The sequence below is a fragment of the Leptothoe sp. ISB3NOV94-8A genome (assembly GCF_043421595.1).
In the GTDB taxonomy this organism is placed as follows: domain Bacteria; phylum Cyanobacteriota; class Cyanobacteriia; order Phormidesmidales; family Phormidesmidaceae; genus Leptothoe; species Leptothoe turfae.
Genome location: NZ_JAXSQW010000002.1, coordinates 17707 through 32869 on the forward strand (window position 1 = coordinate 17707; position 15163 = coordinate 32869).

General features: G+C 46.1%; 15 protein-coding genes and 1 tRNA gene. 9 read left to right on the forward strand and 7 right to left on the reverse strand.

Annotation, left to right across the window (positions count from 1 at the left end; all coding sequences use genetic code 11):
• The first annotated feature begins 5 nt into the window (after positions 1–5).
• Positions 6–170 carry a hypothetical protein gene (locus SPB21_RS30490; RefSeq protein WP_499868821.1) on the forward strand — a complete coding sequence of 55 codons (165 nt, stop codon included), beginning with the start codon at positions 6–8 and terminating at the stop codon, positions 168–170.
• Between the two features lie 96 nt (positions 171–266).
• On the opposite strand, the gene SPB21_RS30495 is transcribed toward SPB21_RS30490, so the two are convergent.
• Positions 267–2162: an FAD-dependent oxidoreductase gene (locus SPB21_RS30495; protein ID WP_499868822.1), complete on the reverse strand. Its 1896-nt coding sequence runs from the start codon at positions 2160–2162 to the stop codon at positions 267–269.
• Positions 2163–2313: 151 nt separating this feature from the next.
• On the opposite strand from SPB21_RS30495, the gene SPB21_RS30500 reads away from it, so the two are divergent.
• Together SPB21_RS30500 and SPB21_RS30505 are read left to right on the forward strand one after the other, a co-directional pair.
• Entirely contained in the window at positions 2314–2481 is a 168-nt protein-coding gene (locus SPB21_RS30500; RefSeq protein WP_499868823.1) for a hypothetical protein, read from the forward strand.
• 639 nt (positions 2482–3120) lie between these two features.
• Positions 3121–3264 (forward strand): hypothetical protein, encoded by a 144-nt coding sequence (locus SPB21_RS30505; protein ID WP_499868824.1) that lies wholly within the window; start codon positions 3121–3123, stop codon positions 3262–3264.
• A gap of 579 nt (positions 3265–3843) precedes the next feature.
• Here SPB21_RS30505 and SPB21_RS30510 read toward each other — a convergent pair.
• The 3 genes from SPB21_RS30510 to SPB21_RS30520 form a co-directional block, all read right to left on the reverse strand.
• A tRNA-Thr gene (locus SPB21_RS30510) sits at positions 3844–3916 on the reverse strand.
• Positions 3917–4043: 127 nt separating this feature from the next.
• Positions 4044–4691, reverse strand: a complete 648-nt coding sequence (locus SPB21_RS30515; RefSeq protein WP_006517731.1) for a response regulator transcription factor — start codon at positions 4689–4691, stop codon at positions 4044–4046.
• 312 nt (positions 4692–5003) lie between these two features.
• Positions 5004–5417, reverse strand: a complete 414-nt coding sequence (locus SPB21_RS30520; protein ID WP_163663009.1) for a (2Fe-2S) ferredoxin domain-containing protein — start codon at positions 5415–5417, stop codon at positions 5004–5006.
• Between the two features lie 35 nt (positions 5418–5452).
• Between SPB21_RS30520 and SPB21_RS30525 the strand changes: the two genes are divergently transcribed.
• Positions 5453–6259 (forward strand): SAM hydrolase/SAM-dependent halogenase family protein, encoded by an 807-nt coding sequence (locus tag SPB21_RS30525; RefSeq protein ID WP_163697054.1) that lies wholly within the window; start codon positions 5453–5455, stop codon positions 6257–6259.
• Here SPB21_RS30525 and SPB21_RS30530 read toward each other — a convergent pair.
• Positions 6219–6494 (reverse strand): DUF6439 family protein, encoded by a 276-nt coding sequence (locus SPB21_RS30530; protein ID WP_006517728.1) that lies wholly within the window; start codon positions 6492–6494, stop codon positions 6219–6221. The genes SPB21_RS30525 and SPB21_RS30530 overlap by 41 nt on opposite strands.
• A 176-nt stretch (positions 6495–6670) precedes the next feature.
• On the opposite strand from SPB21_RS30530, the gene SPB21_RS30535 reads away from it, so the two are divergent.
• The 5 genes from SPB21_RS30535 (at position 6671) to SPB21_RS30555 (ending at position 9619) form a co-directional block, all read left to right on the forward strand.
• The gene (locus SPB21_RS30535; RefSeq protein WP_499868827.1) at positions 6671–7006 is read left to right on the forward strand and encodes a sll0565 family protein; all 336 of its coding nucleotides are present in this window, start codon (positions 6671–6673) and stop codon (positions 7004–7006) included.
• Positions 7007–7099: 93 nt separating this feature from the next.
• Positions 7100–8491 carry an asparagine--tRNA ligase gene (gene asnS / locus SPB21_RS30540; RefSeq protein ID WP_499868828.1) on the forward strand — a complete coding sequence of 464 codons (1392 nt, stop codon included), beginning with the start codon at positions 7100–7102 and terminating at the stop codon, positions 8489–8491.
• Between the two features lie 250 nt (positions 8492–8741).
• Positions 8742–8915, forward strand: a complete 174-nt coding sequence (locus SPB21_RS30545; RefSeq protein WP_006517724.1) for a hypothetical protein — start codon at positions 8742–8744, stop codon at positions 8913–8915.
• 96 nt (positions 8916–9011) lie between these two features.
• Complete coding sequence (locus tag SPB21_RS30550) at positions 9012–9176, forward strand: hypothetical protein (RefSeq protein ID WP_006517723.1); 165 nt, start codon at positions 9012–9014, stop codon at positions 9174–9176.
• A gap of 65 nt (positions 9177–9241) precedes the next feature.
• On the forward strand, positions 9242–9619 hold the full coding sequence (locus SPB21_RS30555; RefSeq protein ID WP_499868830.1) for a hypothetical protein: 378 nt from the start codon (positions 9242–9244) through the stop codon (positions 9617–9619).
• Between the two features lie 37 nt (positions 9620–9656).
• Here SPB21_RS30555 and SPB21_RS30560 read toward each other — a convergent pair whose 3' ends face one another.
• A complete protein-coding gene (locus SPB21_RS30560) occupies positions 9657–10508 on the reverse strand; it encodes a hypothetical protein (RefSeq protein ID WP_499868832.1) in 852 nt (283 codons plus the stop codon).
• Positions 10509–11207: 699 nt separating this feature from the next.
• Positions 11208–14984, reverse strand: a complete 3777-nt coding sequence (locus tag SPB21_RS30565; protein ID WP_499868834.1) for a leucine-rich repeat domain-containing protein — start codon at positions 14982–14984, stop codon at positions 11208–11210.
• Positions 14985–15163: the final 179 nt, after the last annotated feature.

Genomic DNA, 15163 nt, shown 5'->3' on the forward strand with positions numbered 1-15163 from the left:
TTGGTATGCTTCTAGTTTTTTATGACTGGTACCGTAGCGGTTCAACCGATGATGATGTCCTGATTGAAGTTGAGGATTGGCGTAATTACAAGACATTGGTAAATGAGCTGATTTGTCAAATAGAAGCTTATCTGACAGAGCCAAAAAGTCATGCGACTGCCAGGCGTTAAGGATAAATCCCCCACCTTTATATCGGACGTAAACGGAGGATCTTCACAGGCAAGATGGACCACGGTAGAGGACGAGTATGAGAGAATTCTCTACCATTACCATGTTAATCGCAGATTCTGACTTAACATTTGTTCCTGCAGTTTGGTCATATGCCCTTGCTTAACAATATCAGCTGGCGTTAGGTCAGGACGTTTGGCCAGCCAAGCCGAGGTGGTTCCGGCTGCAGCACCCACACCCCACTCACTCGTGTGAACTCGGGTAACCGCATTCACAATATGGCTCACAGCAAGACTCTTACCACCTATCAGCAAATTATTAATTTCCTGGGGGATCATACTCTCCAGGGGAATCTGTACCGGACGTACAACAAATCCTGCAGCAGGAGCAGTGACCGCTTCCCCAGTAGGAGCACCATTTCGATAGCGGCAACCATGGATATCGACATCATAGTGAGTCACTGCTACCGTAGTCGGTGTAAAATCACGACCACCAACTTGGTCATTTCTTACGTCAGCTTCACGCATTAAAAATGCTTTGTCACCGTAAGCAGCACGGCCTAAAATACGTCGACCTTCACGGATATACGGAACCAAACTCAACCCTGATTGAGTCCCCATATAAGCCTCATCTCCCATTAAATAACTTAATGGGAGATGGGGTTTTGACTGGGTTTTAAGTAACCAGCGAGCGAATAATAAAGCGTGATCTTCACCATGGCGCAAAGCTATGGTCGAGATCCCTCCCAACCAATTTTGTTGTTGACCACTTCTTTTCACTTGCTCTGCCGTGTAAATTAGAGGTGGGTCCATCCAGGACCAATCATTTCCGCGATTCCAATTTACCATCGTCATATCACCCCGAACAGGCACAGAGTAAAATGGACTGTTTCGAGTATTACTCACAATCCGACGATAGTTAAAAAAGCTACGACCTTCAAAAAAGGGAAATCCCTCCATTTCAAATATTTTTTCATGCTCATGAGACGCATAGAATGGCGGATATTGTTGTAATGTTTGTTCTAAAGCCGCCAGGCTTTTACCTCCATCATCATGAATAGCCACTACAAAAGGGTACGTAAATGCCTGAGTACACTGTGGGTTATCTTTTTGGGCCCCGTTCACCTCTCCAGTGGTCGTTTTAGCTTCTGATCCCAATCGATGAGGCAGATTTGCCCAGCCCACAAATTCTCCTGTATCAGTAGCATCAATGACAATCATGCGCTTTCCCTTAGGAGGCTCTAATCGCAACGGTACTTTCTCAAATGTGTCATCTGCAGACCAAGCATACCAGCTGGCCAACTCTTGAGATAGTCGCCCCATGGGCATGTAATTTGATTCTTTGGGAATACGCTGTATAGCATGAATGGCAACTATTTCCTGACCACTATCATCAAATGTTGCTCCCTTAAAAGCCGTTTGAGTTTGCCAACGGCTTTTAGGTGCTTTTGGTAACACATTTTCTAAATGTTGCTGGGCAGCAGTAGCACCCGCTTTTGGTACAAAGCACAGCCTGCTTACCCAGCATGAATTCACATCATTGACAGTTACAGTGGCTCGCCCCGTCCATTCTGGCAAGGTCACTGTTTGCTGAGCAATTTTTTGCTTAAAGGTTCGCCAACTAGGCGCAAAGCTCTGATAAGCCCACATTGCTCTGGATGCATCAATTGCTGATACCCCTTGCGAGCTAATCTGCCCTCCTAGCCAGGGGGTAAGTTCAATAAGACAGGTAGTGGTCCCAGCCTGCATAGCATGGTATGCAGCTGCTACCCCCCCAAGGGAACCACCGATAACCACAACCTCACATTTCCAGATTTCCTGGGCTGTTGGCAACGGTATTAAATTCGGTCTCCCGTTAGGTAAGAGCAATGGTGGCGGTGGCGGTAGCGGATTCGATAAAGCAGGGGCTATAACCTGAACTTGGGTTGAGCAAGAGCTACCTATAATGAATGCCGTTAAACAACTTAAATACTTACGCAGAGAACGTCGAGCCATAGACCAATCATGATGTTTGGAGCGAGTTACGAGTGGTTAGTACTAATCACTCGCCAATAACCATAAAGGAAATTGACACATTTAGCGAAACAAAATTCATGGTTAAAATTAGCTGCTTTATTGAGCACAACAGGTTAGCTAAGGTGAGGGGATGGATAATTTGGCTAATCTGCCCGAGAGCATCATGGTAGGCTTGTTGGTCTTGTTGCAATCGCTGATTGAACGCAATGCCATTGCTCAACTAGCGACTGCAAGGATGGTGGGGGGCATCACAGCTTTGGCTCAGGTCCTTCTAAAGTTTGTTGTGTTGTTTTTGTAGGAGTCAATTAGTCAAGATTTCAGGATCTGTATCATTTGGAGAAGAGTAAACACTAGCTTCCCCTGTGTATGCATTCCCAAACTTCTGCTCCATTAAGATATGGAAATAATGTCCCAAATCTCTTTTATGGAAGCTTGCTACTTGTATCTTGCTTACTTGCTTGTTTACAAAAGCATCGTTTCAAAATTCTCCTCTAACTCGTTGCAAATTTTCATCAGTGTCATCGATGTATATTGGATACATCTTAATCGGATACAGGCTCGGATCTGATGGTCTATCGTCTCCACAAGAGACCTGTGGAAATGAAGTGGTCGTCAATGGATTGGTCGTCAATAGATTGCTATCTATTAAAATTTCCTCATCTCGAGACCTACCTTCATTATTTTCAATTTCATTAATATTAAGGGCAGGCAGTTATTTCATGGGACAACAGGGATTTTGGGATGTTGAGACGCGCCATCAAAAACTGGAGTCCAAGAAAGATCTGTTGGTCTGCTTGGATGCAATGATTCCATGGGATGAGTTTCGACCGATCTTAGCAAGCGCGTATGCGAAGCCCCAAAAGAGTAAAGCAGGTCGTTCCCCGATAGATGTCATCGTGTTGTAAAGCTGTTGATCTTGCAATAGCTGTTTGGCGCGATGGTCAATGAGATGGAAGGCAAAGTCATTCGCATGATTGGGTTTGCCAGATCCAAAGCCATGCTCGGGCTAAAAAAATTGACCTACAATCTTAAACGCTATGTCTTTTGGCAAAAGGAAAACATCGCCGAAGCAGCCGCCTAAACACCAGAATTATCAGAGCTAAAAACGGATGGAATAAATGAATTTTGCCAGTTTTGGTTCATTGAGACTCCAGAAAAAAAGCTCAATGACAGTCTCATTTGAGACTCGATTCTTCAAAAATCAAATAAATAGAGGTGCCCTTAAGTAAATTACTCGCATGCGAAATGATGTCCTCCAAACCCATTGCTAAACGACCAATAGTTGCTTGAGGTATCCTCAAAAATAGAATATTAACTTAGGGCTTTCAGGCTATGAATTGTGCAATTTTTTAGGCAGTGACAACTGCCCTTCTACATTTTCTGATGGAAGCCACCATTTCGGAGTTTGAGTGGTATAGGTAATTGAAGCGAAGCTGTCACCGGGGACAATAAGGCTGTAATGTATGCTGTCAGGTTGTTTTAGCGGTCACTACTGATTTCTGTGCTAATTACTGTACTAATTTCGCTGAAACCTTCGATGACAGAAGCTTCTAGCTCCTAATTTATATCGAAAATCAAGTGAAAATTAGCCATCAAAACTCTAGATTTGATGGCTAATTTGAGATGTTGAAATCCTCTGCATACAAGATTCTCATAAAAAAGCTGGTGATCCGACTCGAACGGACGACCGGCTGATTACAAATCAGCTGCTCTACCAACTGAGCTACACCAGCGAAGCTTCCGTATTATAACGGGATTTGATGCCCTTAAGTCAAGAACTATCGAACTTAATTTGGTTAGTCAAAAATAAGGGGCAGATCCACGGCAAATAACCTGCCCTATTTTGTAGCTTTAAGGGAATTAAGCCTTGTTATTTTCCATAGCCCAGCGGGCTAGTTCGGTACGGTTGTGTAGGCCAGTTTTGCCAAGCATATTGCTGACATGGCTCTCAATGGTGCGCTGGCTGACTTTAAGTTCTTCAGCAATTTCGCGGTTTGCCATGCCTCGCGCCACAAACTGCACTACTTTTAACTCTGTGGGAGTAAGCTCTACATCAAAGGGGACTTGAATGGTCGGAGCGCTGCCGCCAGCTTTGGTTTGATGATGAATCAAACGGGACGCTTGCTTGAGGGAAGATTCTACCTGGGCTACTAGCTCTTCTGGCTCAAATGGTTTTACCATGTAAACATCAGCGCCAGTGGTTAAGCCTTTGACCCTGTCCTGACTTTGCCCTTTGGCAGATAAGAATAGAATGGGAATCCAACTCTTACCCGGATCTTGGCGAACCTGTTCGACAAAGGCGTAGCCATCCATTTCAGGCATCATGACATCGCAGATAATCATGTCGGGCACTAATCCACCCAATACATCAAGAGCTTCGCGACCATTGCCCGCTGTGACAACTTGATAACCTCGAAACTCTAAGTAATCTCTTACAAGCAAGATGAGATTTGGATCGTCATCTATCAGTAAAAGCTTCTTTTGATCGCCAGTGGTATTTTCTTTCATGCCGTGTACTCGTGTTACTCGAAGTCTATGGGAATAGGATGATAAAAGATAAATCCAAAACGTATTAGATAGTTACTAGATCATATCTAGTACATCAGGGGTTGAAGGATTTCTAAAGTCCTCGTATTAGTTTGTATACGCCTCTGTTGATGATACTGTACGGACTATAGTCAATCAGGGTTGTTTTATTAAGCCCAGTTAAATTTATAGCAAGGTTGTACATAATTAAATTTTTGTTACCCATGGATTGGAATACAGCAATTGCGCTTATATCAACTGCTTAACCCATATGCTCAAATCAATTGTTCCCAATTAGTCAATAGGATCACGGATTGTTCGGTACTTATTTACATCGGGTAAGGGGTTTTTCAGGAAGGCGTAGTCTTCAACAACCTGATTCCCAATAAGGTGCTCTTGAATAATGCGTTCTATGACCTCTGGTGTGGCGCTGTGGTACCAAACACCGTCAGGATAAACCACTAGAATAGGTCCTTTCTGGCAGACGCGTAGGCAGTTGGCCTTGGTGCGAAAAATGCAGCTGGGTCGTTCTTTAGTCGGTCTATCTAGCTTCAGTTCTTGCAACCTTTGTTTGAGATAGTTCCAGGCATCGATACTATTAGCCTTGTCACAGCATTTGGGTTTAGTTTGATCTGCACATATAAAGATGTGACGCTCAATTGCATTGAGCGCTAAGGCGTCTACACAGTGTGCTAAGGGGTTACTCATTGGGGAAAACGTATCACTTTGGGAGTGGCAGCCCTATGGGGGTGATCACATTGCTAACGGACTTTGGCCACAGGGATAGCTATGTTGGTGTAATGAAGGGGGTAATTGCTAGTATCAGCCCCCAAAGCCAGATAATAGATCTCACCCATGGGCTTCAACCTCAGGCTATCTTAGCGGCTCGATTTAATTTAATAACGAGCTACTTGTATTTCCCTGTAGGCACTATCCATGTTGTGGTTGTTGATCCGGGGGTGGGGACGCAACGAGCTGCAATTGCGGCTGAAGTTAGTGTACCTGCTGGACTGCAAACCATTATTGCGCCAGATAATGGCATTCTGACAGGCTTTTCGATTAAGGCAGTGACAGCGCTAACGAATCCTGATTATTGGTACACTCCTGAGCCTAGCAATACTTTCCACGGTCGCGACATATTTGCGCCTATGGCTGCGCATTTAGCGAATGGGATTCCTATAGGCGAGCTAGGTACGTCGCTACCAGTATCTAGTCTGGTGAGTCTGAATATCAATCATGCAGTAGTAACGGACCAGGGGTATCGCGGCAGCCTTCAGTATATCGATCATTTTGGCAATTTGGTGACTACCATTCCAGGGGATGGGCTGACTAGCCAGCTTTGGTATGTGCAGCTGGGTACATATATTTGTCCTTATCGCCCCACCTATGGTCGCATGGAGTTAGGTGAAGCGCTTGCCCTGGTTGGTAGCCATGGTTATGTCGAAATTGCGGTAAATGGCGGTAATGCCCATCAGGCATTTCAGGCAAATGTAGGTGATGCAGTGGAGCTTATTTACGCTCACCATGGGTCGGACATGGTGGTGCTTTAATGCTGCGATTAAGCCAGCCAACGGCCTGTTCTAATCGTGGCAATGCTTCCTCTGGATTATCGTTGAGCAAATATACGAGAGCTGCTGCGATCTGCTCCTTTGCTCGTATCTGGCGGTTGGAGTTTAGTCGGTGCCAATCCATTGGGCTAATGGATAGCTGCTTTGCCAATGCTTGAGCGAGCGCTTTTGGCTCAGCTGTTTCTAAATCTAGCGTGTTGTTGACAGATGACGTCATTGTTGTCTTGTCCATGGTTTATTTTCGAGACGGTGGATAACGTTCCACCTGATGGATGCAGATCGATAGCTTTCATATCGATCTGCATCCATACCTACTATTGAGATCTGCCGAGGGTTTCTTGTGAGGAACCTCTCCTGTACTTTAAGTCTATATCTACCCAGCCGAGTCGCGTTATGAAATCGTCCCTGCCCCTGACTGAGCAAGACCTCACCGACTTTGCTACGGCTTTGGATGAAACGACTAAGGATTTTAATGCGTTGCGCCAGCGGTATACCGAGGTACGTGAGGCGTTTGCGCAGCGGGCTGATGCTCAGGCAAAAATTACCCAGGGGCATTTGCCTCAGGCTGAGTTAAAGCGTTTGAAAAAGCAAATTGAGACGCTAGAGGAAACGCTGGAGAATCAGCTGATGTCCTGGAATAACCTGAAGGAGCCGTTTTGGCAGGTGCTGCGATTTGTGGGGTTGGGAATAGTTTTGGGATGGTTTTTTCGGGGATGGTTTGGGGGGTGAGACGTTTCTATATTCAAAACGGATGATGATGGCGGTAAAGGGGGCTGCCTGCGTTACCTTAGATAGAGTCATTTTTCGGCATAGATATAGGTAATGGCCACCCAGCGTATTAAGCACATCCTGAAATCTGGCAACCCTGGTGATGTTGTGACTATCCAAGGTTGGGTTCGTACTAAGCGTGATTCTAAGAAGTTTAGTTTTTTGGATATTAATGATGGCTCGTCTATGACGGGGCTTCAGGTGATTGTGGATGTTAGCCTGGATGGCTATGACGATGCGATGAAGCGGATCACGACGGGGGCTTCGGTGGTGATTAGTGGCACCCTGGCTGAGTCGCCGGGTAAAGGTCAGCGGGTGGAACTGCAGGCTAGCGGCCTTGATGTGGTGGGTGAGTCGGATGCTGAAACCTATCCGCTACAGAAAAAGCGGCATTCGTTTGAGTTTTTGCGGGGATTGGGACACTTGCGATCGCGTACCAACACCCTCGGTGCAGTTTTCCGTGTTCGTAATGCCTGTGCCAGCGCCATCCACGAATTTTTCCAAAGCCGAGGCTTTCTCTGGATTCACACACCGATTCTCACGGCCAGTGACTGCGAAGGGGCGGGGGAAATGTTCACCGTTACCAGCATGAACCTGGATAAATTGCCCAAGGGTGATGATGGCAAAGTGGATTATGGCCAGGACTTTTTTGGTAAGCCCACATATTTGACTGTGAGCGGCCAGTTAGAAGCTGAGATTATGGCCATGGCGTTTACGAATGTATATACCTTTGGGCCTACATTCCGAGCAGAAAATTCAAATACCTCTCGTCATCTGGCAGAGTTTTGGATGATGGAGCCAGAGATGGCCTTCTGCGATTTGGAAGGCAACATGGATCTGGCGGAAGAGTTTCTCAAGTTTGTCTTTAAGTATGTGTTAGACGCATGCCCCGATGACATGGAATTCTTCAACAAGCGGATTGACAAAACAGTTTTAGAAACTGCCGATAACATCATCAACAATGAGTTTGAGCGGATTACCTATACGGACGCCATCAACTTGCTTGAAAAATGTGACAAGAAATTTGAGTATCCAGTTTCTTGGGGCTTAGACATGCAATCTGAGCATGAGCGCTATCTAGCGGAAGAGTATTTTAAGAAGCCGGTAATTGTTACGGACTATCCCACTGAGATTAAGGCGTTTTATATGCGTCTAAATGATGGGGGTAAAACTGTCGCAGCGATGGATGTGTTGGCTCCTCGCATCGGTGAGATTATTGGGGGTTCGCAGCGGGAAGAACGCTTAGATGTGCTGGAGCAGCGTATTACGGAGGCGGGTTTGCCAAAAGATGATTACTGGTGGTATTTGGATTTGCGTCGCTATGGTACGGTACCCCATGCGGGGTTTGGTCTAGGATTTGAGCGGCTGGTGCAGTTTATGACGGGTATGACGAACATTCGCGATGTGATTCCATTCCCTCGGACGCCCGATAATGTGGAGTTTTAGCGGGGTATCACCTGCCAATATAACTGTGGTTTCACCAGGAATATAAAAGTATAAATCGCTACCGAAAGAGATTTCACTTAGCTTAAGTGCGCTAGGTGCTAGTTGTTGTGGGCTCAGCATTGCATGGCATTTGAAGAAATGTCACAAAACACGGTGAGAATGGAAAAAATGGCCATGGTACCCGCTCGGGTAATGTGACCCGATTTGACGATGCCTAGGATCTAGATATCAATTTATCTGAGGTTTTGTTATGACTGTTGCAACTGGTACCACAACTAATGGCGTCGCAAAAGACTACGCATATTATGACAAGTATTACAACCATGCTTGCGAAGTCTGTATTCCCATTGTTCTGAAGACGCCTATTTATATTGAACCCATTGTGATTGAAAAGGAACCTAAGTGTTTAGAGAAGAAGTATTAAGAAGACATTGGGTACAGTCTAAGGCCCACTTAATGCCGTGATCTTCTTCCCGGTTCCTAGCAGATTACAGTTCTTTTTTGAAGGTAGGTGATAAATATGACTACAGCAACTGAAACTATGCAACTCGATACTGCGGCGTATGACAAATACTATAAACGTGCCTGTGAGGTGTGTGCACCGATTAAATTAAAGGTACCTGTTTATGTTGTCCCTGTTGTGATCGAGAAAAAGCCTGAGTGTATTAACAAAGGTTATCACTAAAGTCCTCTTTTCCCCTTGCTCCTTAGCAGGGGGAGTGATTCTCTATCGTTATACGGGTAAAGATTATGGGTACCCCCTTAGATTTTGATCGCTATCCCCACGGATGCGAAATAGTTATTCCTGTTGTTTTGAAAATTCCGATTTATATTGAGCCTGTTGTTATAGAGAGGACAGCGGTATGTTATGGAAATTCCCATTCTGAAGTTGCTAGCCTTAAAAGTCAGCTGTCAGAAGCTGGCCCGGTTGCACTAGCCCATGATGCCCAGGCTGTTGTTAGCACCGTTGCTAATGCTGATATAAACGACTTAGATAATGTCTCTTTACAGCAGTCGTTGAGTATATCTTTGCGACCGGTTGCTGACGGCTGGCACTCTTTTGCTCATGCTATTCAAGACCTATTTGAGTCAGGCATGTCAGGCAGATCAAGATTTTTGCAGCAATAAGGGATATCCCTTCACCCGAGCAATCTGATTTTTTAGGCTATTGTTTGATTTGCGCTAATTCTGGAGTGTTGGCTAGAGCACTAAAATAGTCGCCTACAGTGGGATGTGCTGCCATTATGTTGTGTCCATCAACAGTTTCACAGTGAGAAAACTGTTGAGTGCTTTTGTTATATAGCATATAGTAATCGCCAAGCGTGAGTTTCAGCTTGTGTTGGACGGTGGCCATCTGTTTTAGCCATGTTGGATCTAGGGTATCCCAATCACTTTTGTTCATGACGCGAAAGTCAAAGGATACACGGGTGGGACCCTGCTCGTTCATTTGATTGTGGTGCAAGCAGCGGGCACCCCAGAACCGTAAAACTTGCCCATTGCTAAGAACGATGGGCCGGAAATCTCTCTTGCCAGGCTGGGACTCTAAATGCAAGGTGTTGCTGGGGTAGCACTGGGTAAATGGTACCCAAAAGTTTATTTCGACGTCGGGGTGGTTATAGTCTGCATCGCAGTGTAATCCAGGTCGGGTGGAATCACCACCGATATCAGCGGGAATGGCGGTATTGTTCGGCAGGTGGATGCGAAATGTAGGTTTTGCCTGGACGACCAGGTGACTATCTACAAACTGTGGTGCAATGACCGTCTTGATAAAGTCTCGGTAGACCTTTAACACCCTGGGAAGCTTGGGGCTATTGTAATACTTGTGATGAAAATAAAGATTCTGATCATTGGAGAATGTCAAGACATGGGAAGGCTTGCCCATGGTATGCAGCTGCTCTAATGGCAGAGCGGGACCCTCATAATCGCCCAGCAAAATGTCATAAATAAGTTGGGCGAAGTGGAATCTGTTAGTGTCATAGTCAAATAGATGTTCTTTAGTCAGTTCGGGCTGTTTCATAATGGGCGATGTAGCTGATATAGCCGTTTATGGAATGGGACAGCATGGGCCTATCGGTAGAGGCTATGCTCTAAATTTGATTTATCTTTCTTCAGAGGCTATCTTTGCTACATTGTTTTTTATTTTTCCCAAAGAGAATTATCCACAAATAATGTCTACAAGAGTCCTCCCTTTATCAAAGGGAGGTGCCGTAGGCGGAGGGGGCTGACTGTTGCGCCAGTTATCCAAACCCCTCCCTGGCGGTTCCCCCTGGTAAGTCTATGTGTATACACAAGTTCTGGATACTAGCCTTCGCGGTTGCCCTCACCCCCTCTAACTCCCCCTTACCAAGGGGGAGGACTGGAGTTTCCCCCCTTACCAAGGGGGGATTAAGGGGGGTAATGCAGGATTTTGGGCTTCTTTCCGAGATGTGTATACACGGTAGCTTTACCAAGCCTCTCAAAACGATAGATTATTTACTTGCACATTCCTCTACAGACACTGCTGTGCTAGATTTTTCACTTAGCATAGGATGAAGCCGCACAACTGATCGTCATCAATACCGAATCCATTTTTTGAGGATGTGCCTGGGTTTGCCGCTTTTGGAGGCGATCTGGGGTTTACTCCAGGCTCCGACTTCGGCAAAGCCTAGACGATGAAGAATTAGGATGATGATGGCTATGATTTGACGTTGATTTGGCTAGGTGAGCGGAGTCGAACCTAGCTTTCGAGGCGTTTTTCGATGGCGCTGATCAGTTCTGTAAATCCTGATTCGGTATGAATCTCAGGTGTCAGGGTATTCATATCTTTGAGGGTTTCGGTGAGTTCGGCAATGGCGGCGCGAATACGGGTGTAGAGGTCGATGGATTCGCGGAATCTTGGTATGTTGGCAGCTCCTACTCTTTTCATGGCGCTGTCTAGTTTTTCAATTTTTTCCTCCCAGTGAATGACATAGTCAATACATTCGACGGGATCATAGATTTGAGCATCACCTAGGACAATGGGGAAAATGCGATTGTCGAAATTACCACTATCAGCGATTTCTAATAACTCAAACATGCAGTTTTCGGATTTGAGGTATTTGTTGCTGATAATGACAATTACGGCTTTACCTTTACCGATTTGTTGCATGAACTCTTTGATGCGACCTTTGAAACCGAGATCGCGCTTGTCGCGGATAAGTTTAATATCAGTAGCTTCAAAAACCGAATCAATTTTGTTTACAATCTCTTCTCGTTTGTAGGGTGGGTCTTCTTTTGTATCTCCCCAGGCATAAGAAATAAATACTTCTTTTTCTGGCTGATACATCTGTGTTGGGGTACTTTGGCGAATTAGGTCATTGGGCTGTAATGGCAGTCCCTGGAGATTATTCGAGGCAGATGTGTATCGCTGGGAGAAGACGCCATCCTCCTTGCTAGCTATTAGGTCCTCTATATTTCGATACAGGATGTCATCCAGCAACTTCCGTACATCCACCATTTTGTAGCTTTCCTGGCATTGGATCTGGTATTGACCATCGCTGAGAAACTTTTGCAGACGCTGGTAAGGGTAGTCGTGGGGTGTTTGACTGTCTTTGCAGATGTCGCAGTTACAAGGGATTAACGTTTTGTACTTTAACTGTTCGTAGGAACGATGGATTTTTTCTAGTTCGTGGGTGATAGCGGAGAGCCAGCGTTTTTGATTAGTGCCGGAAACACGAATGCGGATTTCGCTTTTGGGATAATGTTCGGTAACTTCGGCATGGGCGGTACCGTTAGTGAAAACGACACCAGTCTTCCAAACCAGGGTTTGGTTTTCGATATATTCGTGGAGTTCGACGATGAGACGGGTGAGGATACCCTTGGGCATGAAGTCGTAGCGGTAGCGGAGGATGAGATTTGAGGTTTCGTCCCACGGATAGTCAGGTTGTTCTGGTGAGAGGAGTTGGGGTGCGATGAAATGGTTAGCGCAGCCAGGGATTTCATAGCAGAGTTTGAAGCGCATCATGAGTTGGAGCAGTTCATCCCTCATTTCGGCATATTGGCTATCGCTCCAGATGGTGTTGAGCTGCTCACGGGTAAAGCGACCAAAGTTCTCGTGAATCTCCTGGGTGTCTAGGGCGTCATAAACAGCGGCGGTGCCCCACTCGGGTTTAAGGATGACGTAGTGTTTAAGGATGGGATCTTCGTGGAAGTGGAGGATGACGCCTAGATCGTGGAGGTAGTTGCTGAGACTGTTTTGACGGTTACGCTCGGTGAGCTGGCTGGTGCGGCACAGGTCTCGGTATTTTTCGAGGGTGATGTAGTTGCAGTTGGTGGCGTAGTTTTCAAGAGCAGAGCGAACACGCACCCAAACTTTTGGTAACGGAGTGCCCACATGGTCTAGCTGGGTAATCCGCTTTTGGATAGCATCTTTAATGGCGTCTAAACCACGATTGTCGGCTAGATTTGTGGCGAAGACTTTTTCTAGATTGGTGAACTCGCCTCTCAGAGTACGTTCGTTGACGTCGCACTGGCGGTCTTGTTTTTCATTTTTGATAATAAAGACGGGGCTGTTGTCGCTGAGAAGGGAGACGATATTGAGCCAGTAGTAGAAGTCAGTATTTTCCTGGCGGGCATCAACTACCAGGGCGTAGAGAGAACGCTTAGTGAGAAAGAACTGGTGGGTAGCATGGTAGATCTCTTGACCACCAAAATCCCAAATATTGGTGCGAAAAGGCGTTTTGTTTGTTTGCTCAAATTCCCAACGAATAACGTCAATGCCTTCGGTAGATTCTTCTTTAGAGTCAATCTCATAGTCAGGATGAATGAGTTTTTTAGCTAAGGTGGTTTTACCGGCCCCACCTTCACCGACGATGATGAATTTAGATTCGTAAAGAGGTTCGGTTTCGTTGGGATCAAGGACCTGGAAATAGTAGTCAAGAATTGCTTGTATGTTGCCAGAACTCTTTAAGATTTCCGGTGGTATTGGAATCGGATTTCCTTGCAAATTCAGATATTGAAGAGACTTAAGCTGGACAATCTGAGGGGGTAGCTGAGTGAGTTGGTTAGAGCGGAGGTCGAGCTGAGTGAGACTGGTAAGCTGGACAATCTGAGGGGGTAGCTGAGTGAGTTGGTTAGAGCGGAGGTAGAGCCGAGTGAGACTGGTTAGCTGGACAATTTCAGGGGGTAGTTGAGTGAGTTGGTTCGCGCTGAGGTAGAGCTGAGTGAGACTGGTTAGCTGTTCAATTTCAGGGGGTAGCTGCGTGAGTTGATTCTCGCTGAGGTCGAGCTGAGTGAGACTGGTAAGCTGTCCAATTTCCGGTGGTAGCTGCGTGAGTTGGTTCGCGCTGAGGTCGAGCTGAGTGAGACTGGTAAGCTGTCCAATTTCCGGTGGTAGCTGCGTGAGTTGGTTCGCGCTGAGGTAGAGCTGGGTGAGACTAGTTAGCTGGACAATTTCAGGGGGTAGCTGTGTGAGTTGATTCTCGCGGAGGTCGAGCTGAGTGAGACTGGTGAGCTGGACAATTTTAGGGGGTAGCTGAGTGAGCTGATTCTCGCTGAGGTAGAGCTGAGTGAGATTGGTAAGCTGTCCAATTTCAGGGGATAGCTGCGTGAATTGATTTGCGCTGAGGTCGAGCTGAGTGAGACTGGTAAGCTGGACAATCTGAGGTGGTAGCTGAGTGAGTTGGTTAGAGCTGAGGTAAAGCTGAGTGAGACTGGTTAGCTGTTCAATTTCAGGGGGTAGCTGAGTGAGTTGGTTAGAGCTGAGGTAAAGCTGAGTGAGACTGGTTAGCTGGATAATTTCAGGAGGTAACTGCGTGAGTTGGTTCGAGCGGAGGTAAAGCTGAGTGAGACTGGTTAGCTGGATAATTTCAGGAGGTAACTGCGTGAGTTGGTTCGAGCGGAGGTCAAGGTTCTGGAGATTGGTTAGCTGTCCAATTTCAGGGGGTAGCTGCGTGAGTTGGTTTGAGCTGAGGTCGAGCTGAGTGAGACTGGTTAGCTGTCCAATTTCAGGGGGTAGCTGCGTGAGTTGGTTCGAGCGGAGGTCAAGGTTCTGGAGATTGGTTAGCTGTCCAATTTCAGGGGGTAGCTGCGTGAGTTGGTTCGAGCGGAGGTCAAGGTTCTGGAGACTGGTTAGCTGTCCAATTTCAGGGGGTAGCTGCGTGAGTTGGTTCGAGCGGAGGTCAAGGTTCTGGAGTACTTTTAATTGGGAAATTTCGAGTGGTAACTGTGTAAGTTGATTGCCTGGTTTATCACTGGGGAAAAAGCTTCTGTGTGCATATCTCCAATTGCCAAAAATGATTAGTGATTTTAAATTTTTGAGTAGTCCAATTTCGGCTGGCAGTTTGGTAAGGGAATTGCCAAAATATTTCCCAAAGGAATCATCTTTAACCTCCTTCGCCAATATCAGTGTCTCAAGCTGAGTCAGCTTTCCAATTTCCGGTGGCAATTCCGTCAAATCAGCCCCAGCCAAATCTAGCTCCGTCCAGCCTTCCTCGGCAGCTTGGTCAATCAGCTTTAGCAGTTCATCTTGAGTCATCAGTCGGCAGCGATCGCAGGAGTCTACCTAGTTCTAACAGTTTCCTGCCTCCTAGTGCGTCTTTGTAGCATTGAATTTAACTTATATAGATCTGGCGCGATCTTGTTTTCTCAACATCGTCTCCACCTATGTACTACGAACTGCTCTGAAAAAATACCACCAGCACACTACCACTTTCA

What these genes read in the sequence shown, in the direction of transcription:
- SPB21_RS30490 (WP_499868821.1), top strand. Translation starts at nt 6, where the DNA reads ATGCTTCTAGTTTTTTATGACTGGTACCGTAGCGGTTCAACCGATGAT.
- SPB21_RS30495 (WP_499868822.1), bottom strand. Translation starts at nt 2,162, where the DNA reads ATGGCTCGACGTTCTCTGCGTAAGTATTTAAGTTGTTTAACGGCATTC.
- SPB21_RS30500 (WP_499868823.1), top strand. Translation starts at nt 2,314, where the DNA reads ATGGATAATTTGGCTAATCTGCCCGAGAGCATCATGGTAGGCTTGTTG.
- SPB21_RS30505 (WP_499868824.1), top strand. Translation starts at nt 3,121, where the DNA reads ATGGTCAATGAGATGGAAGGCAAAGTCATTCGCATGATTGGGTTTGCC.
- SPB21_RS30515 (WP_006517731.1), bottom strand. Translation starts at nt 4,691, where the DNA reads ATGAAAGAAAATACCACTGGCGATCAAAAGAAGCTTTTACTGATAGAT.
- SPB21_RS30520 (WP_163663009.1), bottom strand. Translation starts at nt 5,417, where the DNA reads ATGAGTAACCCCTTAGCACACTGTGTAGACGCCTTAGCGCTCAATGCA.
- SPB21_RS30525 (WP_163697054.1), top strand. Translation starts at nt 5,453, where the DNA reads ATGGGGGTGATCACATTGCTAACGGACTTTGGCCACAGGGATAGCTAT.
- SPB21_RS30530 (WP_006517728.1), bottom strand. Translation starts at nt 6,494, where the DNA reads ATGACGTCATCTGTCAACAACACGCTAGATTTAGAAACAGCTGAGCCA.
- SPB21_RS30535 (WP_499868827.1), top strand. Translation starts at nt 6,671, where the DNA reads ATGAAATCGTCCCTGCCCCTGACTGAGCAAGACCTCACCGACTTTGCT.
- asnS (WP_499868828.1), top strand. Translation starts at nt 7,100, where the DNA reads ATGGCCACCCAGCGTATTAAGCACATCCTGAAATCTGGCAACCCTGGT.
- SPB21_RS30545 (WP_006517724.1), top strand. Translation starts at nt 8,742, where the DNA reads ATGACTGTTGCAACTGGTACCACAACTAATGGCGTCGCAAAAGACTAC.
- SPB21_RS30550 (WP_006517723.1), top strand. Translation starts at nt 9,012, where the DNA reads ATGACTACAGCAACTGAAACTATGCAACTCGATACTGCGGCGTATGAC.
- SPB21_RS30555 (WP_499868830.1), top strand. Translation starts at nt 9,242, where the DNA reads ATGGGTACCCCCTTAGATTTTGATCGCTATCCCCACGGATGCGAAATA.
- SPB21_RS30560 (WP_499868832.1), bottom strand. Translation starts at nt 10,508, where the DNA reads ATGAAACAGCCCGAACTGACTAAAGAACATCTATTTGACTATGACACT.
- SPB21_RS30565 (WP_499868834.1), bottom strand. Translation starts at nt 14,984, where the DNA reads ATGACTCAAGATGAACTGCTAAAGCTGATTGACCAAGCTGCCGAGGAA.